Origin of the sequence: Streptomyces sp. SUK 48 (assembly GCF_009650765.1) — a bacterium.
Classification (GTDB): Bacteria; Actinomycetota; Actinomycetes; order Streptomycetales; family Streptomycetaceae; genus Streptomyces.
Genome location: NZ_CP045740.1, coordinates 7111960 through 7136395 on the forward strand (window position 1 = coordinate 7111960; position 24436 = coordinate 7136395).

Below are 24436 nucleotides of genomic sequence, written 5' to 3' on the forward strand. Positions count from 1 at the left end.
GGAATCAGGGTATGCATACGGTGTCCATACGCGAGGTTGTCCCGTGGAGGATGGAAAATGACGGAAATTCTTGTGCAGTCGGGTCCGGAGGGACAGGTTTCTTCGCAGGCCAGGGTGGTTGAGCACCCCGCCTGGCCCATGCTCAAGGATGCCGCGGAGCAGATTCGGCCATGGCAGTCGGCCGATGGGTCGATCGACTTCGACGCCGAGGGCGCGCCCGCCAAGGCCGACGCGGAGGCCGCCGTGCGCCGTGTCGCCGAGGCCGTCGAGCAGCTCTCGCCGCTCCTGCCGTACGACGCCGCCTACCACGAGGCCGTGGTGAAGGATCTGCGCCGCTGGGCCGAGGGCGGCTTCGAGGTGCCGGACTTCCTGGACTCCCTGCTCGCCTTCCACCCCGCGGCGCAGCGCGCGGACGGCCTCCAGCACCTGGTCGTCTTCCCGATGTACACGCAGAACGGCAACCTGGACCGCAACCTGGAGGCGGTCGTGCTGCGCATGGTCTGGCCCGAGTGGCTGGCCGAGCTGGAGCGCACCCGGTACGACAACCCGCTGTTCTGCGGCATCACCTTCGAGGACTTCACCGCGGGCTACGACACCCACTCGGCCGTCCTCTTCCCGGAGACCATCGCCGTCCGCGAAGCGCCGGAACGTTTCTCCTGGGGCGGCATCTTCTGCGACCGCGAGGCCGCGCGCTTCCGCCGGGTCACCGACGCGGCCGTCGGCATCCTGGGCCTGGAGCTGCCCGAGGACATCGCCGCGATGGTGCACGACCAGAAGCGCTGCGAAGAGGCGTTCGTGCTCTGGGACATGGTCCACGACCGCACCCACAGCCACGGCGACCTGCCGTTCGACCCCTTCATGATCAAGCAGCGCCAGCCGTTCTGGATGTACGGCCTGGAGGAGCTGCGCTGCGACCTCACCGCCTTCAAGGAGGCCGTGAAGCTGGCGGCGGACGGCGTCCCGCAGGCCCGTGACGTGCAGTACGCGGTGCTGTTCGACCGGATGTTCCGCTTCCCCGTCTCCGGCGACCGGGTGCGCAACTACGACGGCCTCGGCGGCCAGCTGCTCTTCGCCTACCTGCACAAGCACGACGTCGTGCGCTGGACGGACAACAAGCTGTCCATCGACTGGGAGCGCGCCCCGCAGGTCACCAACCAGCTGTGCGCCGACATCGAGAAGCTGTACCGGGACGGCATCGACCGCCCCAAGCTGGTGCACTGGTTCGCCGGCTACCAGCTGGTGTCCGAGTACCTGGCCCCGCACCCCGGCTCCACGTGGGCCAAGGGTCCGGACGCCCTCGACCTGACGCTGCCGCCGCGCAAGCTGGTCGACGACGTGCTCCCGGACGAGTTTCCGCTGAGCATGTTCTTTGAAGCCCTGTCCAAGAAGCTGAAGAATGTGATCGCCTCCACCAAGGGCATCACGGCGGACGGCGCCGAGCGGCTCGCCGCGTGACGGACGGCGCACCGTCCACACACACCACTGCTGCAGAGGGGAAGATCATGGGGAACGGGTCGAACGGGGCGCTCAGCGGTGCCGTGATCGCGGTGGCCGGAGCGGGCGGACCCGCCGGCCGTGCCGCGCTGCTGCGCCTGGCCGAGGCCGGGGCGACCGTCGTCGGAGCGGACAACGACCCGCAGCGGCTGTCGGAGGCCGTGGACGCGGCCCGCTACGCCTCCGGTGGTGCCACGGTCACGGGGGACACCGTGGACCTGCTCGACCTCCAGTCCACGCGTGAGTGGGCCGAGCACATCGAGAAGGACTTCGGGCGCGTCGACGGCCTGGTGCACCTGGTCGGCGGCTGGCGCGGCAGCGAGACCTTCACCAAGACCAGCCTCGACGACTGGGACTTCCTGGAGCTGCTGCTGGTGCGCACCGTGCAGCACACCTCGCTCGCCTTCCACGAGGCCCTCCAGCGCAGCGACCGCGGCCGCTACGTACTGATCAGCGCGTCCGGCGCGACCAACCCCACCGCGGGCAACGCCGCCTACTCCGCGGCCAAGGCCGCCGCCGAGGCGTGGACGCTGGCCATGGGGGACTACTTCCGCAAGGCGGGCAAGGCGGCGGGCGCCGAGGGCCCGACCTCGGCGGCTACGATCCTCGTGGTCAAGGCGCTGGTGCACGACGCGATGCGCGCCGAACGCCCCAACGCGAAGTTCGCGGGCTTCACGGACGTCAAGGACCTGGCCGAGGCCATCGAGGGCGTCTGGAGCAAGTCCGCCGCCGAGTTGAACGGAAACCGTCTGTGGCTGACCGAGAAGCCGTGAACCCTCCCAGGACCGACGCGCGTCGCCATCACGACCCGGAGGTCCGCGGTTTCGCCAGTGACAACTACGCCGGGGCGCATCCGGAGGTGATGGCCGCCCTGGCCCTGGCCAACGGCGGCCATCAGGTGGCCTACGGCGAGGACCAGTACACCGAGAACCTCCAGCGGATCATCCGCAGCCACTTCGGCGCCGGCGCGGAGGCGTTCCCGGTCTTCAACGGCACCGGCGCGAACGTGGTCGCGCTCCAGGCGGTCACCGACCGCTGGGGCGCGGTGATCTGCGCCGAGAGCGCGCACATCAACGTGGACGAGGGCGGGGCGCCCGAGCGGATGGGCGGGCTCAAGCTGCTCACCGTGGCCACGCCGGACGGCAAGCTCACCCCCGAGCTGATCGACCGGCAGGCGTGGGGCTTCGAGGACGAGCACCGGGCGATGCCGCAGGTCGTCTCGATCACCCAGTCCACCGAGCTGGGCACGCTCTACACGCCCGAGGAGATCCGGGCGATCTGCGAGCACGCCCACGCGCACGGCATGAGGGTGCACCTGGACGGCTCCCGGATAGCCAACGCGGCCGCCTCCCTGGACGTGCCGATGCGCACGTTCACCAGCGCGGTCGGCGTCGACATCCTCTCCCTCGGCGGGACGAAGAACGGCGCCGTGTTCGGCGAGGCGGTCGTGGTCCTCAACCAGGACGCGGTGCGCCGGATGAAGCATCTGCGCAAGCTGTCCATGCAGCTCGCCTCCAAGATGCGCTTCGTCTCGGTGCAGCTGGAGGCCCTGCTGGCCAAGGACCTGTGGCTGCGCAACGCCCGGCACGCCAACGAGATGGCCCAGCGGCTCGCCGAGGGCGTGCGCGCGGTGCACGGAGTGGAGATCCTCTACCCGGTGCAGGCCAACGGCGTCTTCGCCCAGCTCCCGCACGACGTGAGCGAGCGGCTCCAGAAGCGCTTCCGCTTCTACTTCTGGGACGAGGCCGTGGGCACGGTGCGCTGGATGTGCTCCTTCGACACCACGGAGGAGGACGTCGACGCCTTCGTGGCGGCGGTCAAGGAGGAGATGGCGCGGTAGCTCCGCGCCCGTCCGAATCATTGCATAGGTATGCGGTCACTCGAAAAGTCATTGACTGATGGGTGGCCGCGTTCCTATGCTCTGCAGGCATGCGGCTGATCCAGGAAACCGGCGACCTCTCCGCCTACTTGGCCGCCGACGAGGTCATCGACCATCACCACCCGATGGTCCGGGAGACGGCCGCGCGGCTGGCGGCCGAGGCGGCGGACTCGTATGACTATGCGCGGCTCGCCTACGAGTTCGTCCGCGACGCCGTCCCGCACTCCGCCGACACCGGCGACCCCCGGGTCACCTCGCGCGCCTCCGAAGTGCTGGCGCGGCGGACCGGCGTCTGCCACGCCAAGGCGCACGCGCTGACGGCCCTGCTGCGCGCCGAGGACATCCCGACGGCCCTGTGCTACCAGCGCCTGCGCGACGACGAGGGTGCGGGGCATGTGCTGCACGGCCTGGTCGCCGTCCGCCTCCACGGCGCCTGGCACCGCCAGGACCCGCGCGGCGACAAACCCGGCGTCGACGCGCGGTTCTCCCTGACCGGCGAGCGGCTCGCCTGGCCCCCCGACCCGGCCGCAGGCGAACGGGACTACCCGCAGCTGCGCTCCGCCGCCCACCCGACCGTCCTCGACGCCCTGCGCACCGCCCCCGACCGCGAGGCCCTGGCCCGCGCCCTGCCGAGCACCCTGTGACCCGGACGTCGCGCCCCGGTCGCCCTCGACCCCGTCGGCTTCTCGGAGTCGGCCGCGCGGGGAGGGCTCCTCAACGGCCCCCGGACGGAGCGTCGTTCGGCAGCGGCCGAACCTTCAGGTACCTGCCGGAGGGGAGCCGGGGTTGACGTACTCTACGGCGGCTCGGATGTCAGTGGACCTGGGCGGTCCGCAGGGCTTCCGCGGTCGGTGCCGTGCCGCCCAGGTGGGCCGGCAGCCACCAGGAGTCCTCGGGGCCCTTCGGGCGGCCCGGGTAGGCGCGCTGGGCGGCGTCCAGCAGTTCCTGCACGCGTTCGCGCAGCCGGCGGGTGATGGCCCCGGCGTACTGGTCGCGGGGCGCCTCCACGGCCTCGCCCACGCGGATGGTGACGGGCAGGTGGCTGCGCTTGAAGTCGCGCGGGTGGCCCTTGGTCCACAGCCGCTGCGTGCCCCACAACGCCATCGGGATCAGCGGCACCCCGGCCTCCTGGGCGAGCCGGGCCGCACCCGACTTGAAGCTCTTCAGGGTGAACGACTGCGAGATGGTGGCCTCGGGGAAGACGCCGATGACCTCGCCGGAGCGCAGCGAGTCCAGCGCGTGCGCGTACGCCGTCTCGCCCTGCCCGCGGTCCACCGGGATGTGCTTCATGCCGCGCATCAGCGGGCCCGAGATCTTGTGCCGGAAAACCGACTCCTTCGCCATGAACCGCACCAGGCGCTTCTGCGGCAGCGCGGCCAGGCCGTCGAAGATGAAGTCCAGGTAGCTGATGTGATTGCTCACCAGTACGGCGCCGCCGGAGCGCGGGATGTTCGAGGACCCCTGGCAGTCGATCTTCAGGTCCCAGACCTTGAACAGCGTCTTGGCGAATCCGATGACGGGACGGTAGACCAGCTCTGCCATGAGTGGGATGAACCCTTTCTGCTCTGCTCGGGAAAGGGGCTCCCGGCGGACAAGTTACGCAGCCGTAGGTTTACGGCGTCTCGCAGATCGTGCCCGAAGAACGTGCGGGTAGCCAGCTCTGGTGCCCGGCCGGGGCGAGATCCTCGTCACGTCCGCACAGCTTTCACCCGGGTGCCGGGAATCTTTACGGCACACCGGTTGTTCGGTTCCTGACGCCCGTGGAAGCGGGCGCCCCTGGAGTGCCGCACCGGCGGCGGAGCGGGAGGGTGAGGGTGAGCGGTCGCGACGACGCCGCGGCGGGCACGAGCGGAACCGGTCTGAGCGCGGCCGAACTCGGCGGCGGTCTCGGCGAACGGGCCACCCTCGTCCAGTTCTCCAGCGCCTTCTGCGCGCCCTGCCGCGCCACCCGGCGCGTCCTCGGCGAGGTCGCCGCGATGGTGCCCGGCGTCGCCCACGTCGAGATCGACGCCGAGGCCCGCCTCGATCTCGTACGCGCTCTCGGCATCCTGAAGACCCCCACCGTCCTCGTCCTGGACGCGCACGGCAGGGAGGTGCGCCGCGCCGCCGGCCAGCCCCGCAGGGCCGATGTCATCGCGGCGCTGGGGGAGGCGGTGTGAGGGGTACTCAGCAGCAGGTGAGAGACATCCCAGTTCCCGGACCGCACTTGACTGCGCGCGCCACCTCTCGTCAGCCTGACCGTATGCCGACCGAACTCCTTCTCCACGGGCGGGCCCACGTCGACCTCGCGCGCACCGCGAGCGCCTGCTGTCCGGAGCGCTGAGCAGCCACGGACCCGCTCGCCCTCCCGAACAGAAGGACAACTCCATGACGGCCCTGCCCGGACTCGGCACCCCCCAGGTCGCCTCCCCCGATCTGCTGCGCTCCACCTTCCGCCGGCACGCCGCCGGTGTCGCGGTGATCACCGCGCGCGGCGCCGCCGGACCGGCCGGCTTCACCGCCACCTCCCTCACCTCGGTCTCCGCCGAGCCCCCGATGATCTCCTTCGGGGTCGGCACCGGCGCCTCCAGCTGGCCCGCGATAGCCGAGGCCGACCACATCGGCGTGCACATACTCGGCGAGCACCAGGGCGACCTGGCCGCCACCTTCGCCCGCAGCGGCGCCGACCGCTTCGGCGCGCCCACCGCCTGGCGCGACGGCCCCGAGGGCGTGCCCGTGCTCGACGACGTGCTCGCCTGGCTGGTCTGCCGGATCGTCGCCCGCGTCCCCGCCGGGGACCACCGGATCGTGCTCGCGGAGGTCGTCCTCGGCGATCCCACCGGCGGCGGCCGCCCCCTGCTCTACCACCAGGGCCGCTTCACCGCGCTGCGCGACTGAGTGCGGCGCGGATCACGTTCCGTTCCCCCGCACGGCGGTCGAGTTCCGGTTACGCTGCGTTGCGAAGGTCACAGTTCAAAGCGCTTGCTTAGCGGGAACGAACTGGGTGTACTGACGAGTAATATTCCGGTCGGAGCGCGCTCGACGCCCCGACCGGGATCGGCCGCTTCAGGCGCCTATGCTGCCTGGAAGAGGCAGCCAGGAAATCACGATGCAGTAGGAGAGCCGGCGTGAGCTTGAGGATCGTTGTCACTGTGAAGTACGTGCCCGACGCCACTGGCGACCGGCACTTCGCCGATGACCTGACCGTCGACCGTGACGACGTGGACGGTCTGCTCTCCGAGCTGGACGAGTACGCGGTCGAGCAGGCGCTCCAGATCGCGGAGGACGCGGACGACGCCGAGGTCACCGTGCTGACGGTGGGCCCCGAGGACGCCAAGGACGCGCTCCGCAAGGCCCTGTCCATGGGTGCCGACAAGGCCATCCACGTCGAGGACGACGACCTGCACGGCACCGACGCCATCGGCACCTCCCTGGTGCTGGCCAAGGCGATCGAGAAGGCCGGCTTCGACCTGGTCGTCTCCGGCATGGCCTCCACCGACGGCACCATGGGCGTCGTCCCGGCGCTGGTCGCCGAGCGCCTCGGTGTCCCGCAGGTCACCCTGCTGGCCGAGGTCTCGGTCGAGGACGGCACCGTCAAGGGCCGCCGCGACGGCGACGCCGCCTCCGAGCAGCTGGAGGCACAGCTGCCGGCCCTGGTCTCCGTGACCGACCAGTCCGGCGAGGCCCGCTACCCGTCCTTCAAGGGCATCATGGCGGCCAAGAAGAAGCCGGTGGAGTCCTGGGACCTGTCGGACCTCGACATCGAGGCGGAAGAGGTCGGCCTGGAGGGCGCGTTCACCAAGGTCGAGACCGCGGACGCGCGTCCGGCCCGTACGGCCGGCACCATCGTCAAGGACGAGGGCGAGGGCGGCAAGCAGCTCGCCGAGTTCCTCGCGGGCCAGAAGTTCATCTAAGGGTTCGCGCCCGCCGACCGCCCCTCAACTTCGTTACGCAGGAGAGCAATCCCATGGCTGAAGTCCTCGTCTACGTCGACCACGTGGACGGTGCCGTCCGCAAGCCCACCCTCGAGCTGCTGACCCTGGCCCGCCGCCTCGGTGAGCCCGTCGCCGTCGCGCTGGGCAACGGCGCCGCCGACACCGCCGCCACCCTCGCCGAGCACGGCGCGGTGAAGGTCCTCACCCACGACGCGTCCGAGTACGCCGACTACCTGGTCGTGCCGAAGGTGGACGCCCTCCAGGCCGCCCACGAGGCCGTCTCCCCGGCCGCCGTGCTGGTCCCGTCCTCCGCCGAGGGCAAGGAGATCGCCGCCCGCCTGGCGCTGCGCATCGGCTCCGGCATCATCACCGACGCCGTCGACCTGGCGGCCGGCGACGAGGGCCCGGTGGCCACCCAGTCGGTGTTCGCCGCGTCCTTCACCACCACGTCGCGGGTCGTCAAGGGCACCCCGGTCATCACGGTCAAGCCGAACTCGGCCGCCGTGGAGGCCGCCCCGGCCGCGGGCGCGGTCGAGGCCCTCGCCGTGACCTTCTCCGACCAGGCCACCGGCACCAAGGTCACCGGCCGCACCCCGCGCGAGTCCACGGGCCGCCCGGAGCTGACCGAGGCCGCGATCGTGGTCTCCGGCGGCCGCGGTGTCAACGGCGCCGAGAACTTCGGCATCATCGAGGCCCTCGCCGACCAGCTCGGCGCGGCCGTCGGCGCCTCGCGTGCCGCCGTCGACGCCGGCTGGTACCCGCACACCAACCAGGTCGGCCAGACCGGCAAGTCGGTCTCGCCGCAGCTGTACATCGCCAACGGCATCTCCGGTGCGATCCAGCACCGCGCCGGCATGCAGACCTCGAAGACCATCGTGGCCGTCAACAAGGACGCCGAGGCCCCGATCTTCGAGCTGGTCGACTACGGCGTCGTCGGCGACCTGTTCGACGTCGTGCCGCAGCTGACCGAGGAGATCAAGACCCGCAAGGGCTGATCGCCGACCGGCTGTCCGAGGCCCCCGTGACCCGCGCGGTCACGGGGGCCTCGGTGCATCCTGAAGGCGGCGTGAGGGTGTTGACCAGCCGGAACCCGCCGGATAACTTCATTCTACGGATTGTTGATTCCGCACAGCGGAATCGCGGTGGATATTGGAGGGTGTGGGATGGGTCAGCAGGAGAAGGTGGCGACCAGCCTCGCCGGCGCCGTCGGCGAGGAGATCAGCGCCTCGCTCGCACCGGTCGACGCGGAACTGGCCCGCCGCTACCCCGGGGACCCCGGCACCCGGCAGCCCGTCCACACCGTCTACGTCCCCGGTGACGCCTTCACCGCCGACACCGTCCGCTCCTGGGGCGACCGGGCCCTCGCCGCGCTGGACGAACACGCCCCGGACGCCGCCTCCTTCGCCGCCGTCCTCGGCCTCGCCGACGACCTCGCCGAGCCCGTGTACTCCCGCGTCCGCGCCAAGCTGGAGCGCGAGCCGATAGAAGACCTGCGGGTCGACTTCGAGGACGGCTACGGCCCCCGCCCCGACGCCGAGGAGGACGCGGCGGCGGCCCGCGCGGCCCGGCTGATCGCCCAGGCGTACGAGAAGGGGACCGCGGCGCCGTACATGGGCATCCGCATGAAGTGCATGGAGGCCCCGGTGCGCGCGCGGGGCATCCGCACCCTCGACGTCTTCCTCACCGGCCTGATGGCCGCGGGCGGGCTGCCCGACGGGCTGGTGCTGACCCTGCCGAAGGTGACCTACCCCGAGCAGGTCGGCGCCTTCGCACGGCTCCTGGAAGCCTTCGAGAAGGCGCACGGCCTGGACGCGGGCCGGCTCGGCTTCGAGATACAGATCGAGACCAGCCAGGCCATCCTGGCGACCGACGGCACGGCGACCGTCGCCCGCATGATCCAGGCCGCCGAGGGCCGCGCCACCGGGCTGCACTACGGCACCTTCGACTACAGCGCCTGCCTGGGCGTCTCCGCCGCCTACCAGGCCAGCGACCACCCGGCCGCCGACCACGCCAAGGCGGTCATGCAGGTCGCCGCCGCGGGCACCGGCGTACGCGTCTCGGACGGCTCCACCAACGTCCTCCCCGTCGGCCCCGCCGAGCAGGTGCACGGCGCCTGGCGGCTGCACTACGGCCTCACCCGGCGCGCCCTCGCCCGCGCCTACTACCAGGGCTGGGACATGCACCCGGGCCACATCCCGACCCGCTACGCGGCCGTCTTCGCCTTCTACCGCGAGGGCTTCGAGCAGGCGGCCGCCCGCCTCGCCCGCTACGCCAACCGCACCGGCGGCGACGTCATGGACGAGCCCGCCACCGCCAAGGCCCTCAGCGGCTATCTGCTGCGCGGCCTGGACTGCGGCGCCCTCGGCCTCGCGGAGGTGACCGAGCGCACGGGGCTGACCCGCGCGGGCCTGGAGGGCTTCGCGGCACCGAGGCGCGGCGATCTCACGGCCTCCGCGCAGTAGCCGCAACTCGCGGGGCTCACCGGGCTCACCGGGCTCGCGGGCGTTGCGGGCTACGAGGCGACGTACGGTTCGAGCCCCGAGTCCGTCACCCACGCGTGCTCGGCGAACAGCCGGGTGCCCCGCGCGCACAACCGCACGTCGCCGCGCGCCCGTTCGCTGAACTCCTCCGGGCTCGCCCCGAACAGCTCCCGCAACCGTGCCGAGGAGGCGAGGAGTCCGGTGAGCAGCGGGCGCTGGCCCGGGTGACGGCGTGGCGCGCCGGTGCCGTCGTGCAGGACACCGTGCCGGTTGACGTAGACGTAGGCCCCCGACAGCACGGTGCCGTCGGCCAGTTGCACCTGGACGTCCGGCGCGGGCAGCCAGGCGCGCCGGAAGTTGCCGTCCGGCAGCGGCGCCCCCTCGCTGGCGTCGAGCGCGTCCAGCTGCCGCCGGTTTAGCCACAGCACGAACAACTCCCGTGTCACGGAAGGCGACTTCACGGGCGAGGCGGAGACATAGCCCATGCGGCTCACATGCGCGGAGACGCCCACATCGAGACCGGTCACCCGGGCCCGCACCATCGGGACGGGGGTGTCGAGCCCGAACTCCGCCATCTTGTGCCGCAGTTGACCGGGACAGGCGTTGGAGCCGACCGCGAGCACCGGCGCCCGGTCGTCGTACACCAGCCGGGTCAGCGGCAGCAGCCGGTCGCCGTGCAGCAGGCCCGAACGGGCGGGCCAGGCGCCCGGATACGTCAGCGGGTCCTCGCGCGGCACCCCGGCCAGTCCCAGCTCCTCCAGCGTGGCCACGGGCGCCTCAGCCGGCCGGGGGCAGCTCGCCCGAGCCGCGGGTGATCAGCCGGGTCGGCAGCTCGATCCGCTCCGGCGCGACGAGACCGCCGTCCAGTTGGCGGAAGAGCCGCTCCGCCGCCGTCCGGCCGAGGGCGGCCGCGTCCTGGGTGACCACCGTGACGCCCGGCCGCAGCAGATCGGCCAGCTCGAAGTCGTCGAACCCGACGAGGGCCACCTGCCGGGACTGCTCGGCGAGGACCCGGACCACGGTGACCGTCACCCGGTTGTTGCCCGCGAACACGGCGGTGACGGGCTCGGGTTCGGACAGCATCTCCTGCGCGGCCCGGCGCACCCGCTCCGGGCTCGTCACCCCGAGGGACATCCAGCGGTCCTCGACCGGTATCCCCGCGTCCTCCATGGCCGCGCGGTAGCCGCGCAGCCGCTCGGCCGCCGTGTGGATGCGGGGCATGTCCCCGATGAAGCCGATCCGGCGGTGGCCGTGCGCGATCAGATGGGCCACTCCGTCGCGGGCCCCGCCGAAGTTGTCGGACAGCACCACGTCGGCGTCGATCCGCCCGGCCGGGCGGTCCACGAACACCGTGGCCACGCCCGCCCGTATCTCCGGCTCCAGATAGCGGTGGTCGTCCCCGGCCGGGATCACCACCAGGCCGTCCACCCGCCGTGCGCACAGCGCGAGCGCCAACTCCCGCTCACGCTCCGGGTCCTCGGCGCTGGAGCCGTTGATCAGCAGGGCGCCGTGCGAGCGGGCGACCTCCTCCACCGCGCGGCTCAGCGGGCCGTAGAAGGGGTCCGCGAGGTCCTCCAGGACGAGGCCGATGCTCGCGGTGCGGCCCTTGCGCAGCACCCGCGCGCTGTCGTTGCGCCTGAAGCCCAGCGCGTCGATCGCCTCCTGCACCCGGCGCTCGGTGTCCGGGGTGACCCCGGGCTCGCCGTTGACCACCCGGGACACCGTCTTCAGCCCGACCCCGGCCCGCGCCGCCACGTCCTTCATCGTCGGCCGGTTGCCGTAGCGGTTTCCGGGGTGGCGCTCTGCGCGGCGGGTGGTTTTGGGCACGATGCGCTGTCCTGTCCTGTGGTCCGTGTCCCCATGGGGGTGTGAAGCGGGCGGCCCATGGGCTTGTATGAGGATGTGGCGTCGAGCATAGAGCCTGGACAACGTTGTCAGGTGCGCGAGAGACTGTCGACCGCTCTGCGCGGGACCGCGCCCCCACCACCAGGCCGCGACCCGCCCGGACTCATGGTTTTCGATCGTTCGACGGGGAGATCACACTCTGATGCGCACCGACCTCGTGGCAGCCCTGGACATCGGCGGCACCAAGATCGCCGGCGGTCTTGTGGACGGCCGCGGACTGATCCTGGAGCGGGCCCGGCGCGCCACGCCCGCCCGGCAGGACGGCGAAACGGTCATGCGGGCCGTCGAGGAGGTGCTCGGCGAACTCGCCGCCTCGTCCCGGTGGGAGCACGTCCGCTCCGTCGGCATCGGCAGCGCGGGCCCGGTGGACGCCTCGGCGGGCACCGTCAGCCCCGTGAACGTGCCGGGCTGGCGGGACTTCCCGCTGGTCGAGCGGGTGCGGGCGGCGACCGGGGGACTGCCCGTCGAGCTGATCGGGGACGGTGTCGCGATCACCGCGGCCGAGCACTGGCAGGGCGCCGCCCGGGGCCACGACAACGCCCTGTGCATGGTGGTCTCGACCGGTGTCGGCGGCGGCCTGGTCCTGGGCGGACGGCTGCACCCCGGCCCGACCGGCAACGCCGGGCACATCGGGCACATCAGCGTCGACCTCGACGGCGACCCCTGCCCGTGCGGCTCGCGCGGCTGTGTGGAGCGGATCGCCAGCGGCCCGAACATCGCCGGCCGCGCCCTGGAACAGGGCTGGCGGCCGGGCCCGGACGGCGACGCCTCGGCCACCGCGGTGGCGGCGGCGGCCCGGGCGGGCGACCCGGTCGCCGTGGCCTCCTTCCGGCGGGCCGCGCGGGCGCTCGCCGCCGGGATCGCGGCCACCGCGACCCTGGTCGAGGTCGACATCGCGGTGATCGGCGGTGGGGTCGGCAACGCGGGCGACGTCCTCTTCACCCCGCTGCGCGAGGCACTCGCGGACTACGCCACGCTGTCGTTCGTACGGCGGCTGACGGTGGTGCCCGCGCAGATGGGCACGGACGCGGGGCTGGTGGGGGCCGCCGCGGCGGCGCTGATCAGGGGACCGGGGCTGGTGCGGCTCTGAGGTCTGCCGGTCGGCTCAGCCCCTGTCGGCCGAGACGCGCAGCAGGACGGTGCCGTGTGCCGGGACGGTGGCCGTGATGCTCCCGGCGGAGCGGTCGTCGCTGTGCCGCCACAGGTCCCGCAGGGTGTAGGACCCGGCGTCGGGCAGGCCCACGGCACCGGCGGTGGTGGTGATCTGCCGCGCGGCGGCGGACTCGTTGAACAGGGCGACCGCGCGGCTGCCGTCGGCCATCTCCTTGGCGATGACCCAGCGTCCGTCCGTGTCGTCGACGACCGTGCCCTGCCTGCCGAGCGGGTCCTGGTCGACGGCGATGACCTCCCGGTTGCCCAGGATGCCGAAGGTCTCGGGCGTCGCCTCGCGCAGGTCGGTGCCGATGAGCAGCGGGGCGGCCATCACCGCCCAGAGGGAGAAGTGGGAGCGGTACTCGGTGTCCGTCATCCCGCCGTTGCCCACCTCCAGCATGTCCGGGTCGTTCCAGTGGCCCGGACCGGCGTACGGGGCGAGCGGGAGGTTCTGCTTCACGATCGAGAGCACGGAGGACCAGCTGTCGCTGATGTCACCGGTGGTGCGCCACAGGTTGCCGACGTCCGGGGCCCACTCCCAGGGCTTGTTCTCGCCCCATTCGCAGATGCTGTAGACGATCGGCCGCCCGGTCGCCGCCAGCGCGTCCCGCATTGTGGTGTAGCGCGCCTTCGCGTCGATGCCGAGGTTGGCGCAGTTGTCGTACTTCACGTAGTCGACGCCCCAGTCGGCGAACTGCCTTGCGTCGCCGTACTCGTGGCCCAGGGCGCCCGGCATGCCGATGGCGTCGCAGGTGCGCAGACCCGCGCTGGTGTAGATGCCGAGCTTGAGCCCCTTGGCGTGGACGTAGTCGGCGACCGCCTTGATCCCGTGCGGGAAGCGGACCGGGTCCGGGACGAGTTTGCCGGTGAGGCTGCGCAGCGGGAAGGCCCAGCAGTCGTCCAGGTTGACGTACCGGTAGCCCGCGTCCTTCAGGCCCTTCGCGACGATGAGGTCCGCGATGCCCTCGACCATGGCCTCGTCGAAGCCGGGACCGCACTGCGTGGAGTTCCAGTTGTCGAAGCCCATCGGCGGGGTACGGGCGAGGCTGTTGCCGAGGCCGGGCGCGGCGGCGGTGGCCGGGGCCGTGCCGAGGCCCGTCGCGCAGAGCAGTCCGGCCAGCAGAACTCCGGCCGCTCTGCGGTGGGTTGTGCGGGTCGAGGATGTGCGCATGGTCGACGTTCCTCCAACACGCTCGGGATCGGCGGGCGTTCACGGTAGGACGTGTCCGAGAATGTGGGAAGGGGTACGACCGGTGCGCCCATCGGCGTTCGGACGTGTGCGCTTCGGCGACTCACCCGTCGTCGGGGCGCCCCGCTCACCCGTCGTCGCCGAGGCGCCCCCAGCCGGGGAGCGGGGGCTGCGGCCAGGGGAGCGGGGCCGCAAGGGCGGACGGCGGCCGGAGCCCGTCGGCCGGGAGCCGTCCGGTGAGCCAGCCGAGGAGGCGGTGCCCCTCGCCGCTCACCTCCGGGCCCTCGGCCGAGAGGGTCCAGCGCCGCCCGAGATCGTCGGCCGTCACGGCGGCGAGCGGGAAGCGCCGGGCGCCGAGGGTGGTGAGGGTGTCGTCCAGGGCCCAGCGCACGTACCGGTCCGGCCGGCGCTCGGTGCCGTACCCGGCGCGGAGGTCGACGTGGTGGGTCTCCAGCTCCCGCAGGGCGCGCAGCAGCAGGTACCAGGCGGGATGGCGCCAGCCGGCCAGTGCCGGTACCAGCCGCTCCCAGGCGGGCGCGGGCAAGGCGCGCGCCCCGTCCGTGAACCGGCCGAGGCTCGCCCGCAGCCGCTCGGCGGGCAGTACGGCGTCCCGCGCCACCCGCGCAGGATCCGCGCGCGGACCGGGTTCCCGGCCGGTGCGCGCGAGCTCCAGCAGCCAGGTGTACGCGTCGGCGCTGGAGGCGACATGGGCGAGCACCCGCCCCCGTGTCCAGTCCGGCAGCCCCGAGGGCTCCCGCACCGCGGCCCCGGACAGCCCGGCGGCGGCCGCGGCGAGCCGGCCGGCCGACCGTACGACGTCCTCGATCACGTCACCGAGCCCGGCGCCGACCGCGCCGGAGGGGAAGACAGGGGGCACGCGTACTCCTCGCCGTGCGGGTGCCGCGGCTCACCGAAAGGTGTGCACGACCTCGATCGGCCCCACGATATGCGCGTTGAACTCGTCCAACTCCTCGGCGGGCACCCACAGTTCCAGGATGGTCCGGCCGCCGGCCTGCCGCACCGGATAGCGGCCGAGGAACGCGGTGTCGACCTCGAAGCGGGTCACGAACCCGGCGCCGTCGTGCCGTACGTTCCAGTCCCGGGCGATCCGGATCGCGTAGTCCTCGCCGAGCACCGGGTAGAAGATCGGCTGCTCCGGGAGTCTGGGCGGCCAGGCCCGCCAGTCCGAGGCGCGCACCAGATCCAGCTCCACGGGACCGGCGGGGCGCCAGAGCGTGGTGGTGGGGCGGGTGCGGGTCATGTGTCGGTCCTCCGGTGTCGTCGCCCCGGACGCTATCGGCCCCGTCGGCGCCCCGGCCAGGGGATTTCGCCGTTCCGGCGGTACCCGCGTGACCCCGGGCCCCCTCGGGGAGTTGATCCGCGCATGAAGAAGCGCAGCATGCTCGCCCTCGCCTCCCTGGCCACCGGTTTCGTCGTGGCCGCCGTCACCCCGTCGCACGCCGCGGACAAGGGGCCGCTGGACGGTCTCGACGTCCCCGGCACCCTGCACTCGGCCGGTGATCTGGTCAGCCACGACAGCCTGGCCCCCGCCGACTCCCCGGCCACCCGACACACCACCGGACACGCCCCTGGACTGGCCGCCGGGCAGGACTAAGCCAGCGGCGTATGCGCACCGGTGTCCCGTCGTGCGGGCGCCGGTGCCGCGCTTTACCGCACCCTCACCGCGGCGGGGTTTCCGTGGCAGGGTGGAGCGGGCAAGCCTCAGGGGGCCAACAGAAGAGGGGGAAGTCCGTGACCGTCGTCTGGATCAACGGCGCGTTCGGTGCGGGAAAGACCACGACCGCACGGGAACTGATCGAACTGATCCCGCACAGCACGCTCTTCGACCCCGAGGTCATCGGCGGGTCGCTCGCGCACCTGCTGCCGCCCAAGCGCCTCGCCGAGGTCGGCGACTTCCAGGACCTGCCGATCTGGCGCCGGCTCGTGGTCGACACGGCCGCCGCGATGCTCGCCGAACTGGGCGGCACCCTCGTCGTCCCGATGACCCTGCTGCGCCAGGAGTACCGCGACGAGATCTTCGGTGGCCTCGCCGCCCGCCGGATTCCCGTACAGCATCTGGTCCTCGCCCCGGCCGAAACGATCCTGCGTGCGCGAATAGCCGGCCGCGAGGTACCGCCCGAGCTGCCCGACGGGGAGATAAGGGTCCGCCAGTGGGCGTACGACCACATCGAGCCGTACCGCGCCGCCCTCGCCTCCTGGCTCACCGCCGACGCCCATCTGATCGACACCAGCGCGCTGACCCCGTACGAGACCGCCGTGCGGATCGCGGAGTCGGCCGGCCGGGGTGACTTCGCCCCCTGCGACATCGTGCAGACTCCCGAGCCCACCGCCGAGACCCTCGCCGCCGGGGTGCTCCTCTTCGACGAGCAGGACCGGGTGCTGCTCGTGGACCCCACCTACAAGCCCGGCTGGGAGTTCCCCGGCGGGGTGGTGGAGCGCGGCGAGGCCCCGGCCCGCGCGGGGATGCGCGAGGTCGCCGAGGAGACCGGGATACGGCTGCGGGAGGTGCCCCGGCTGCTGGTGGTGGACTGGGAACGGCCCGTGCCGCCCGGCTACGGCGGGCTGCGACTGCTCTTCGACGGCGGCCGGCTCCCCTCCGAGGAGGCGGCCCAAGTGGCGCTGCCGGGACCGGAGTTGCGCGGCTGGCGGTTCGCCACCGAGCAGGAGGCGGCCGGGATGCTGCCCCCGGTCCGCTACGAGCGGCTGCGCTGGGCCCTGCGTGCCCGCGAGCGCGGCAGGGCCCTGTACCTGGAGGCCGGGGTGCCCCTCGGCTGACGTCACATCGCGGCGGCCCCGCGCAGTGCCGCGGCGGCGCCCCGCAGCACCGGGTCGCCGTGGCCGAAGCACGCCACCTCGGCGCCGAGGCCGGCCAACCGCCGTACGGAGGCGAGGAGCCGGTCCCTGTCGAGATTGAACACGCCCGGGATCAGCGTGTGTTCGGCGGGAGCGGCAACCGGGTCCCCGGGGGACAGCACACCCTCGGCGGGCAGTGCCGCCACGGTGTCCCCGGTGAACAGCACGCCCTCGGCGGGCAGGAAGAGCGCGATGCTGCCGTCCGTGTGCCCGGGGACGTGCACCACCTGTGCCCCGCCGCCGAAGCCGAGCACCTCGCCGTCGGTCACCTCCGTGACGGACGGCGGGGGCAGCGGGGTGCCCTCGGGCAGCCGCCCGGCGACCTCGGCCCGGATCGGCAGCTCCCACTCGGCGAGCCGCGGGGCCGGGCCCGGCGCCGCACCCCGTACGAAGGGCGCGTCCAGGCGATGGGCCAGTACCGCGGCCCCGCTCAGTGCGGCGAACTCGCCCGCCCCGCCCACATGGTCCTCGTGGAAGTGGGTCAGCACGACGCGCCGTACGTCCTCGGGTGCGCGGCCCAGCGCCCTGATCGCCCCGGCGATCACCGGCCCCGCCCCGATCGTCCCCGCGTCGATCAGCGTCAACTCCTCGCCGTCCCGCCAGAGATACGCCTGGCCGACCGGGAAGCGCAGCAGATGCAACCGGGGGAGCAGCTCGATCACGTCCATGCCCCGACCGTAGGCCGGGGCGGGAGCGGGGAGGAGGCCGCTACGCCGTGGGCGGACGGGGGTCCGCCCACGGCGGAACCTCGCGGCCGGGGCCGCCCCGGACGGACGCGGTCCCGGCCCCGGTCGCTCGCTCAGCCCGCGTAGTTCCGCAGGAACAGCGCCTCCGCCACCGACAGGCGCTCCAGTTCCTGCGGCGAGACGCTCTCGTTCAGGGCGTGGATCTGGGCCTCCGGCTCGCTGAGGCCGATCAGCAGGATCTCGGCGTCCGGGTAGAGGCCGGCGAGGGTGTTGCACAGCGGGATGGAGCCGCCCTGGCCGGCGTACTGCATGGTCTCGCCCGGGTAGGCGACGGCCATCGCGTCGGCCATCGCCTGGTAGGCGGGGCTGGAGACGTCGGCGCGGAACGGCTGGCCCTGGCCGACCTGGTCCACGGTCACCCGGGCGCCCCACGGGACGTGCGTCTCCAGGTGGGCCTGGAGCAGCTTGGTCGCCTCCGTCGCGTCCACGCCCGGCGGCACCCGCAGGCTGACCAGCGCGCGGGCCCCGGCGTGCACCGAGGGGGTGGCGCCGACGACCGGCGGGCAGTCGATGCCGAGCACGGTGACGGCGGGACGGGCCCACAGACGGTCGGCGACCGAGCCGGAGCCGGTCAGGCCCACGCCGTCCAGCACCTTGGCGTCGGAGCGGAACTGCTCCTCGGTGTACTCCAGACCGTCCCACTCGGCCGACGCGTCCAGACCGTCCACCGTGGTGGAGCCGTCCGCCGCGCGCAGCGAGTCCAGCACCCGGATCAGCGCGGCCAGCGCGTCCGGGGCGGCGCCGCCGAACTGGCCGGAGTGCAGATTGCCGGCGAGGGTCTCGACACCCACCCGGACCAGCGTCATGCCGCGCAGGATCGTGGTCACCGTCGGCAGGCCCACCCGGAAGTTGCCCGCGTCGCCGATGACGATGGTGTCCGCGGCCAGCACCTCGGGGTGCTGCTCGGCGTACCGCTCCAGGCCGCCCGTGCCCTGCTCCTCGGAGCCCTCCACGATGATCTTGACGTGCACCGGGACGCCGCCGTTCGCCTTCAGGGCGCGCAGGGCGAGCAGGTGCATGATCACACCGCCTTTGCAGTCCGCGCTGCCCCGGCCGTACCAGCGTCCGTCGCGCTCGGTCAGCTCGAACGGCGGAGTCGCCCAGCCGGCCTCGTCCAGCGGCGGCTGCACGTCGTAGTGGGCGTACAGCAGAACCGTTTTGGCGCCCTCCGGGCCCGGCAGGTAGCCGTACACCGACTGGGTGCCGTCGGGGGTGTCGAGCAGGGCGATGTCGACGAATCCCTCGGCGCCCAGCGCGTCGGCGATCCAGTGCGCGGCGGCCTCGCTCTCGCTCTTCGGGAACTGCTCGAAGTCCGCCACGGACCGGAAGGCGACGAGCTCGGCCAGCTCCGCCTTGGCCCGGGGCATCAGAGAGGCGACGGTCTCGGCGACCGGATTCGACGACATGGGCACGCTCCTCGTAGGTGCGACGTTCAACTGCTGGGTGGACCGATCCTCCCACAGCGGCGCATCCGGCTCGCGGCCGTAGGATGCGTCATACATCGGTTACCCCCTGGTCGCGGGTGTCGCGGGCTGGGGGAACGGCAGCGGCTTGATCGGAGCAGTAGACCATCGTGAGCGGCGAGAACTCTTCGGCGGACGACGTGCAGCGAGTGTGGGACGTCGTCGTGGTGGGCGCGGGACCCGCGGGGGCGTCGGCCGCCTACGCGGCGGCGGTCGCGGGGCGGCGCGTCCTGTTGCTGGAGAAGGCCGAGTTGCCCCGGTACAAAACCTGCGGCGGCGGCATCATCGGCCCTTCCCGTGACTGTCTGCCACCGGGCTTCGAACTGCCCCTGCGGGACCGGGTGCATGCGGTCACCTTCTCCCACAACGGGCGCTTCACCCGCACCCGCCGTTCCCGGCAGATGCTGTTCGGGCTGATCAACCGGCCCGAGTTCGACCAGCAGCTGGTCGAGCACGCCCAGCGGGCGGGCGCCGAGCTGCGGACGGGCGTCACCGTGCAGCGCGTCGAGCAGCACGGCTCGGCGGTCCCCGACCGGCGTACGGTCGCCGTCGTCCTCCAGGGCGGCGAGACGGTCCTGGCCCGCGCGGTCGTCGGAGCCGACGGCAGCGCCAGCCGGATAGGCGCCCATGTGGGGGTGAAGATGGCCCAGGTGGACCTCGGTCTCGAAGCGGAGATCCCGGTCCCCGAGTCGGTCGCCGAGGACTGGAAGGGCCGGGTGCTCATCGACTGGGGCCCCATGCCCGGCAGCTACGGCTGGGTGTTCCCCAAGGGCGACACGCTGACGGTCGGGGTGATCTCCGCCCGCGGTCAGGGCGCGGCGACCAAGCGCTACCTGGAGGACTTCGTGGCCCGGCTGGGCCTCGCCGGCTTCGAACCGGCGGTCTCCTCCGGGCACTTGACCCGCTGCCGGGCCGATGACTCGCCGCTCTCCCGCGGCCGGGTCCTGGTCTGCGGCGACGCGGCCGGACTCCTGGAGCCCTGGACCCGCGAGGGCATCTCCTTCGCGCTGCGCTCGGGCCGGCTGGCCGGCGAGTGGGCGGTGCGCATAGCGGAGGCGCACGACGCCGTGGACACCCGCCGCCAGGCCCTGAACTACGCCTTCGCCATCAAGGCGGGGCTCGGCGTCGAGATGGGCGTCGGCCGGCGCCTGCTCGCGGCGTTCGAGCGGCGGCCCGGCCTCTTCCACGCCGCCCTCACCGGCTTCCGCCCGGCCTGGAACGCGTTCCGCAACATCACCCGGGGCGCCACCTCCCTCGGCGAGCTGGTCCGCTCCCACCCGCTCGCCCAGCGCGCCCTGACCGCGCTGGACCCGGGCCCGGCACAGGCGGCGGACACCGAGGAGCCCGCCAAGTCCGAGGAGGAGCCGGTCACTTCGTGACGGTGATCCGGAAGACGGGGTGGTCGCCGGCGCATGCGGTGATCTCCTCGTCGGTGGAGGCGGCGGTCACCCCGGCGAAGTACTGGTCGACCTGCCAGCCCCACTTCTCCAGATAGGTCCGCAGCACGGGGAGCTTCTCGGCGTCGGGAAGCTCCACCGCGGTGAACATGCGCACCTTGCGCCCGACGCGCAGCTCACCGCCGTTCGCCGCCCGCATGTTGCGCACCCACTGCGAGTGGCCGCGCGCCGAGACCAGGTACTGCGCGCCCTCGTAGGTGTGCGGATTGACCGGGACGCGCTGCATCGCGCCGCTCTTGCGGCCCCGCACGGACAGCTCGGCGGAGCCCGCGAGGCTGAGCCCGTGCCGGGCGAGCCAGCCGATCACGCTGTTCAGCCGCACGTTCAGCGGGCTGCTCTTGAGGTAGTACGGCGCGGACGACGACATGGTGGACCCCCATGGTTCGGGAGAGCAGTGCTCTCGGTCGACACCAGCATGGGGGAGACCGGTGCCCACTTGCAAGAGCAGTGCTCTTTTTTGTGTGCACTGCTCTCGCGCGTGGCAGAATGGCGGACATGAGCACCGCACAGGGAGCCCGCGAACGGGCCAGGAGCGAGGTAACCGCGGCCATCAAGGAAGAGGCCCGCAGGCAGCTGGCGGCCGAGGGCGCGGCCAAGCTGTCCCTGCGCGCCGTCGCCCGCGAGCTGGGCATGGTCTCCTCCGCGCTCTACCGCTACTTCCCCAGCCGCGACGAGCTGCTGACGGCCCTGATCACCGACGCGTACGACGCCCTGGGCGCGGCCGCGGAGCAGGCGCGGGACGCCGCGGGCGAGGCCGCCCCCGTGGCCCGCTTCACCGCGGTGTGCGAGGCGATACGGACCTGGGCGCTCGCCCATCCGCACGAGTACGCGCTGATCTACGGCTCGCCCGTACCCGGCTACGCCGCCCCCGAGACCACCGTCCCGGCCGCCGCCCGCACCGGCATGGTCCTCCTCGGCATCTTCCGCGACGCCCGCGAGGGCCCCGGCCTCGCCGAACTCCCGCTGCCCGCCGAACTGCGCCCCGAGGCAGAGCGGTTGGCCGCGGCCCTCGCCCCGGACCTGCCCCCCGAGATGGCCGCCGCCCTGGTCGCCGTCTGGGCGCAGCTGTTCGGACTGGTGAGCTTCGAACTGTTCGGCCAGTTCAACAACGTGATCGAGGACCGGGAGCGGTTCTTCCGGCACGCGGTGACGGCACTGGCGCGCGGGGCCGGGCTGCGTTAGGGCCTCTCGTTTGGATCATGCCGGGCTCGCGGGCCCTGGCACCGCGCCTCGCGGCGTTGTCGTCGGTTGCCATGGCTCCGCCATGTCGCCCTCCTCCGCCTTGCGACGCACGGCACCAGACCCCGCTCCCTGATCCGGCCTGATCCAAACGAAAGACCCTAGCCGCCCCGGGCGCTCGGCACCGGCATTCTTTACCCGCCCATGGGACTGCTACGGTGCGTCGATGACGTCGACGACGGACGAGCGGGCACTCGTGGCGCGGTGGCGGGGCATCCTGGCCCTGCATGCCCGCACCCAGTGCGAACTGGACCGGACCCTGGGCACCCACGGTCTGTGCGCCAGCGACTTCGAGGTCCTGGACCTGCTGGCCGAGCGCCGGGGCCCGCACGGCTGCGCCTACCGTGTCCAGGAGATCTCCGAGCGCGTCCATCTCACCCAGAGCGCGCTCTCCCGGCTCATCGGCCGCCTGGAGAAGGAGGGTCTGGTCGAACGGGGTGCCTGCGCGGAGGACCGCCGGGGCGTCCGGGTGGCCCTCACCCCGAAGGGCCGCGCGCTGCACGCCGAGGTGCGGCCGGTGCAACGCGCGGTACTGACACGGATGTTGACGGAAGAGGCGGGGCTGACGGAGCCGGCCTCCTCCCGCTGACGGCGCGTCAGATGCCCGAGGTCTCCTGCCACAGCTCGGCGAGGGACCGGTCGCCGGAGACCTCCGGGACGGGCGCCCGGTTCCACAGCGCCAGATACAACTGGTCCGCCGGGCCGCAGAGTTCGGCATCGGCGTCCCCGTCCGCCTGACGCGACGTCACCGGCGGTCCGTCCGGCCCGAGCCGTACGGTCCACACCGCGTCCTGTCCCGCGTCCGTCGCCCGTACCCGCAGCGCCTTCGGCTCCGCCGTACGCACCCGGCTCCTGGACCGCGCGTGGAAGCCGCGCAGCAACTCGTCGATGCCGTCGGCCGCGAGGTCCGTGGCGATGGGGGAGGGCGCACTGCCCCGGGCGGCCTCGGCGTCGTACCGGTGCACGGTCGTCTCGTGCGCCTGCCGCCGCGCCCAGAACTCCAGGGGCGAGCGGGACAGCGGGAAGAAGGTCCAGCACTCCAGGTCGGCGGGGGCGGCGGACAGGGTGTCGACCAGCAGGCGGTGGCTGTCCCGGTACCAGGCCACCAGTTCGGCGCCGGTGAGGTCCGGCGCCTCGCCGATCGGCTGGTGCGCGGTGTGCCCCTCGGCGACGAAGCCCGTGGCCCACCGGTGGACCGCGCCGATGTGCCGCAGCAGGTCCCGCACCTGCCACTCGGGGCAGGTCGGCACCTTGGTGTCGGTGCCGGCCTGCTCGGCGGCCGCGGCGAGCGAGCGACCCTCGCGATCGAGGGCATGGAGGAAATCGACGGTCTGCATGGGATGATCCTGCCGGACCCGCCCGCCGCACCGCACCGGGTTTCAGTAGTCGCTGTTCATCGCGGCCCGCACCTCCGCGAGCGTCGCCTCGGCCACGGCGTTGGCCCGCTCGTTGCCCGCGCGCAGGACGCGGCGCAGCTCGCCGCGGTCCCGGGCGTACTCGGCGCGGCGGGCCCGGATCGGGGCCAGGTACTCGTTGACCGCCTCGGTCACGGTCTTCTTCAGCGCCGCCGCGCCCGCGGCGCCGATGTCGGAGGCGACCTCCTCGGGGGTCCGGCCCTGGCACAGCGCGGCCAGCAGAAGCAGCGAGGAGACCTCCGGGCGGGTGGCCGGGTCGTAGGTGATGCGGCGCTCGGAGTCGGTCTTCGCGCCCTTGAGCAGCCGCGCCGTCTCGTCGGCGGTGGCGGCCAGGACGAGGGAGTTGCCCCGGCTCTTGCTCATCTTGGTGCCGTCGGTGCCCAGCAGCAGCGGCACCTCCGACAGCAGGGCCTCGGGCCGGGGGAACACCCAAGTGCCGTGGCCGTAGCGCTCGTTGAAGCGGCGGGCGACGGTCCGGGTGATCTCCAGGTGGGGGAGCTGGTCCTGGCCGACCGGGACCAGGTTGGCCTTGCAGAAGAGGATGTCGGCGGCCTGGTGCACGGGATAGGTGAACATCAGCCCGCTGACGGCGGACTGGCGGGAGTGCGCGATCTCGTCCTTGACCGTGGGGTTGCGGTTCAGCTCGGCGACGGAGACCAGGCTGAGGAAGGGCAGCATCAGCTGGTTGAGGGCGGGGACCGCGCTGTGCGTGAAGATGGTGCTGCGCTCCGGGTCCACGCCGATGGCGAGGTGGTCGAGGACCAGCTCGTCGACGTGCGACTGGAGGTCGTCGGCGACGTCGCGGTCGGTCAGCACCTGGTAGTCCGCGATGATCACGAACAGCTCCACGCCGAGGTTCTGGAGCCGGACCCGGTTGCGCAGGGTGCCGAAGTAGTGGCCGAGGTGCAGCCTTCCGGTGGGCCGGTCGCCGGTCAGCATCCGGAACTGCCCGGGGTCCTCGGCGATCAGCCGCTCCAGCTCCGCGCTGCGGGCCCGCGCGGCGTAGGTGCCGAGCGCGTCGGGGGCGGCGGCCGGGGCCTCGGGGGCGGCCGGGGCCTCGGACGGCACGGCCTGCGGGTGGGGATTCATCTCGGTCTCCTGGTGGTGGGTCGGAAGGGCCGTCGGGACGCCCCGCCCCCTGGTTCCAGGGACATGAAAAAAAGGGCCGTCCATGCGAACGGCCCGCTTCATGCCTGTCTGGCGGCCGCTCCTACGAGGAGCGCCACCAG

25 protein-coding genes and 1 pseudogene are annotated in these 24436 nt (G+C 72.8%); 15 read left to right on the forward strand and 11 right to left on the reverse strand.

The annotated features are described in order from the left end of the window. Window positions 1–57 precede the first annotated feature (57 nt). The 4 genes from GHR20_RS31560 to GHR20_RS31575 all read left to right on the forward strand — a co-directional run bounded on the left by GHR20_RS31560 (window position 58) and on the right by GHR20_RS31575 (window position 4017). The gene (locus tag GHR20_RS31560) at window positions 58–1455 is read left to right on the forward strand and encodes a DUF6421 family protein (RefSeq protein ID WP_153815097.1); all 1398 of its coding nucleotides are present in this window, start codon (window positions 58–60) and stop codon (window positions 1453–1455) included. A gap of 47 nt (window positions 1456–1502) precedes the next feature. Next, window positions 1503–2267 (forward strand): SDR family oxidoreductase, encoded by a 765-nt coding sequence (locus GHR20_RS31565; protein WP_111583646.1) that lies wholly within the window; start codon window positions 1503–1505, stop codon window positions 2265–2267. Beyond that, the gene (locus tag GHR20_RS31570; RefSeq protein ID WP_111583645.1) at window positions 2264–3334 is read left to right on the forward strand and encodes a low specificity L-threonine aldolase; all 1071 of its coding nucleotides are present in this window, start codon (window positions 2264–2266) and stop codon (window positions 3332–3334) included. Before GHR20_RS31565 ends, GHR20_RS31570 begins: the two co-directional genes overlap by 4 nt. Before the next feature lie 89 nt (window positions 3335–3423). Next, on the forward strand, window positions 3424–4017 hold the full coding sequence (locus GHR20_RS31575; protein ID WP_153815098.1) for a transglutaminase-like domain-containing protein: 594 nt from the start codon (window positions 3424–3426) through the stop codon (window positions 4015–4017). Window positions 4018–4186: 169 nt separating this feature from the next. Here GHR20_RS31575 and GHR20_RS31580 read toward each other — a convergent pair whose 3' ends face one another. Beyond that, window positions 4187–4915 (reverse strand): lysophospholipid acyltransferase family protein, encoded by a 729-nt coding sequence (locus GHR20_RS31580; RefSeq protein WP_111583643.1) that lies wholly within the window; start codon window positions 4913–4915, stop codon window positions 4187–4189. 209 nt (window positions 4916–5124) lie between these two features. Here GHR20_RS31580 and GHR20_RS31585 point away from each other — a divergent pair, with 209 nt between their 5' ends. The 5 genes from GHR20_RS31585 (at window position 5125) to GHR20_RS31605 (ending at window position 9749) form a co-directional block, all read left to right on the forward strand. Continuing rightward, window positions 5125–5532, forward strand: a complete 408-nt coding sequence (locus GHR20_RS31585) for a thioredoxin family protein (RefSeq protein ID WP_153816207.1) — start codon at window positions 5125–5127, stop codon at window positions 5530–5532. A 208-nt stretch (window positions 5533–5740) separates the two neighbouring features. Next, a complete protein-coding gene (locus GHR20_RS31590; RefSeq protein ID WP_153815099.1) occupies window positions 5741–6250 on the forward strand; it encodes a flavin reductase family protein in 510 nt (169 codons plus the stop codon). A gap of 230 nt (window positions 6251–6480) precedes the next feature. Next, on the forward strand, window positions 6481–7266 hold the full coding sequence (locus tag GHR20_RS31595) for an electron transfer flavoprotein subunit beta/FixA family protein (protein ID WP_153815100.1): 786 nt from the start codon (window positions 6481–6483) through the stop codon (window positions 7264–7266). Window positions 7267–7319: 53 nt separating this feature from the next. After that, entirely contained in the window at window positions 7320–8282 is a 963-nt protein-coding gene (locus GHR20_RS31600; protein ID WP_148026068.1) for an electron transfer flavoprotein subunit alpha/FixB family protein, read from the forward strand. A 168-nt stretch (window positions 8283–8450) separates the two neighbouring features. Continuing rightward, window positions 8451–9749: an aldolase/citrate lyase family protein gene (locus tag GHR20_RS31605; RefSeq protein ID WP_153815101.1), complete on the forward strand. Its 1299-nt coding sequence runs from the start codon at window positions 8451–8453 to the stop codon at window positions 9747–9749. Between the two features lie 50 nt (window positions 9750–9799). On the opposite strand, the gene GHR20_RS31610 is transcribed toward GHR20_RS31605, so the two are convergent. Continuing rightward, a complete protein-coding gene (locus GHR20_RS31610; RefSeq protein ID WP_153815102.1) occupies window positions 9800–10537 on the reverse strand; it encodes a hypothetical protein in 738 nt (245 codons plus the stop codon). Between the two features lie 7 nt (window positions 10538–10544). After that, a complete protein-coding gene (locus tag GHR20_RS31615; protein WP_153815103.1) occupies window positions 10545–11594 on the reverse strand; it encodes a LacI family DNA-binding transcriptional regulator in 1050 nt (349 codons plus the stop codon). 220 nt (window positions 11595–11814) lie between these two features. Between GHR20_RS31615 and GHR20_RS31620 the strand changes: the two genes are divergently transcribed. Then, a complete protein-coding gene (locus tag GHR20_RS31620; protein ID WP_153815104.1) occupies window positions 11815–12762 on the forward strand; it encodes an ROK family protein in 948 nt (315 codons plus the stop codon). 24 nt (window positions 12763–12786) lie between these two features. On the opposite strand, the pseudogene GHR20_RS31625 reads toward GHR20_RS31620, so the two are convergent. From GHR20_RS31625 to GHR20_RS31635, 3 genes and pseudogenes are all read right to left on the reverse strand, one after another. After that, window positions 12787–13995 (reverse strand): annotated as a pseudogene (locus GHR20_RS31625) (glycoside hydrolase family 27 protein); the annotation flags it as partial. Window positions 13996–14140: 145 nt separating this feature from the next. Continuing rightward, window positions 14141–14890, reverse strand: a complete 750-nt coding sequence (locus tag GHR20_RS31630) for a maleylpyruvate isomerase family mycothiol-dependent enzyme (protein ID WP_153815106.1) — start codon at window positions 14888–14890, stop codon at window positions 14141–14143. Window positions 14891–14920: 30 nt separating this feature from the next. Then, window positions 14921–15274: a hypothetical protein gene (locus tag GHR20_RS31635; RefSeq protein ID WP_153815107.1), complete on the reverse strand. Its 354-nt coding sequence runs from the start codon at window positions 15272–15274 to the stop codon at window positions 14921–14923. A gap of 123 nt (window positions 15275–15397) precedes the next feature. Here GHR20_RS31635 and GHR20_RS31640 point away from each other — a divergent pair, with 123 nt between their 5' ends. Together GHR20_RS31640 and GHR20_RS31645 are read left to right on the forward strand one after the other, a co-directional pair. After that, window positions 15398–15628: a hypothetical protein gene (locus GHR20_RS31640; protein WP_111583632.1), complete on the forward strand. Its 231-nt coding sequence runs from the start codon at window positions 15398–15400 to the stop codon at window positions 15626–15628. A gap of 137 nt (window positions 15629–15765) precedes the next feature. After that, window positions 15766–16809 carry an NUDIX hydrolase gene (locus GHR20_RS31645; RefSeq protein WP_111583631.1) on the forward strand — a complete coding sequence of 348 codons (1044 nt, stop codon included), beginning with the start codon at window positions 15766–15768 and terminating at the stop codon, window positions 16807–16809. A 2-nt stretch (window positions 16810–16811) separates the two neighbouring features. Here GHR20_RS31645 and GHR20_RS31650 read toward each other — a convergent pair whose 3' ends face one another. Both GHR20_RS31650 and GHR20_RS31655 read right to left on the reverse strand, forming a co-directional pair. After that, a complete protein-coding gene (locus GHR20_RS31650; RefSeq protein ID WP_153815108.1) occupies window positions 16812–17555 on the reverse strand; it encodes an MBL fold metallo-hydrolase in 744 nt (247 codons plus the stop codon). Between the two features lie 131 nt (window positions 17556–17686). After that, the gene (locus GHR20_RS31655; protein WP_153815109.1) at window positions 17687–19039 is read right to left on the reverse strand and encodes a dipeptidase; all 1353 of its coding nucleotides are present in this window, start codon (window positions 19037–19039) and stop codon (window positions 17687–17689) included. A gap of 167 nt (window positions 19040–19206) precedes the next feature. Between GHR20_RS31655 and GHR20_RS31660 the strand changes: the two genes are divergently transcribed. Next, complete coding sequence (locus GHR20_RS31660; RefSeq protein ID WP_153815110.1) at window positions 19207–20475, forward strand: geranylgeranyl reductase family protein; 1269 nt, start codon at window positions 19207–19209, stop codon at window positions 20473–20475. On the opposite strand, the gene GHR20_RS31665 is transcribed toward GHR20_RS31660, so the two are convergent. After that, window positions 20465–20920 (reverse strand): nitroreductase family deazaflavin-dependent oxidoreductase, encoded by a 456-nt coding sequence (locus GHR20_RS31665; RefSeq protein WP_153815111.1) that lies wholly within the window; start codon window positions 20918–20920, stop codon window positions 20465–20467. The two genes, GHR20_RS31660 and GHR20_RS31665, sit on opposite strands and share 11 nt — an antisense overlap. A 128-nt stretch (window positions 20921–21048) precedes the next feature. Between GHR20_RS31665 and GHR20_RS31670 the strand changes: the two genes are divergently transcribed. Together GHR20_RS31670 and GHR20_RS31675 are read left to right on the forward strand one after the other, a co-directional pair. Next, window positions 21049–21735, forward strand: a complete 687-nt coding sequence (locus GHR20_RS31670; protein ID WP_153815112.1) for a TetR/AcrR family transcriptional regulator — start codon at window positions 21049–21051, stop codon at window positions 21733–21735. 223 nt (window positions 21736–21958) lie between these two features. Then, window positions 21959–22381, forward strand: a complete 423-nt coding sequence (locus GHR20_RS31675) for a MarR family transcriptional regulator (protein ID WP_153815113.1) — start codon at window positions 21959–21961, stop codon at window positions 22379–22381. A gap of 7 nt (window positions 22382–22388) precedes the next feature. Here the strand turns inward: GHR20_RS31675 and GHR20_RS31680 are convergent, their stop codons facing one another. Beyond that, entirely contained in the window at window positions 22389–23129 is a 741-nt protein-coding gene (locus GHR20_RS31680; protein WP_153815114.1) for a maleylpyruvate isomerase family mycothiol-dependent enzyme, read from the reverse strand. Window positions 23130–23171: 42 nt separating this feature from the next. Further along, complete coding sequence (gene trpS / locus GHR20_RS31685) at window positions 23172–24296, reverse strand: tryptophan--tRNA ligase (protein WP_153815115.1); 1125 nt, start codon at window positions 24294–24296, stop codon at window positions 23172–23174. Between the last annotated feature and the right edge of the window lie 140 nt (window positions 24297–24436).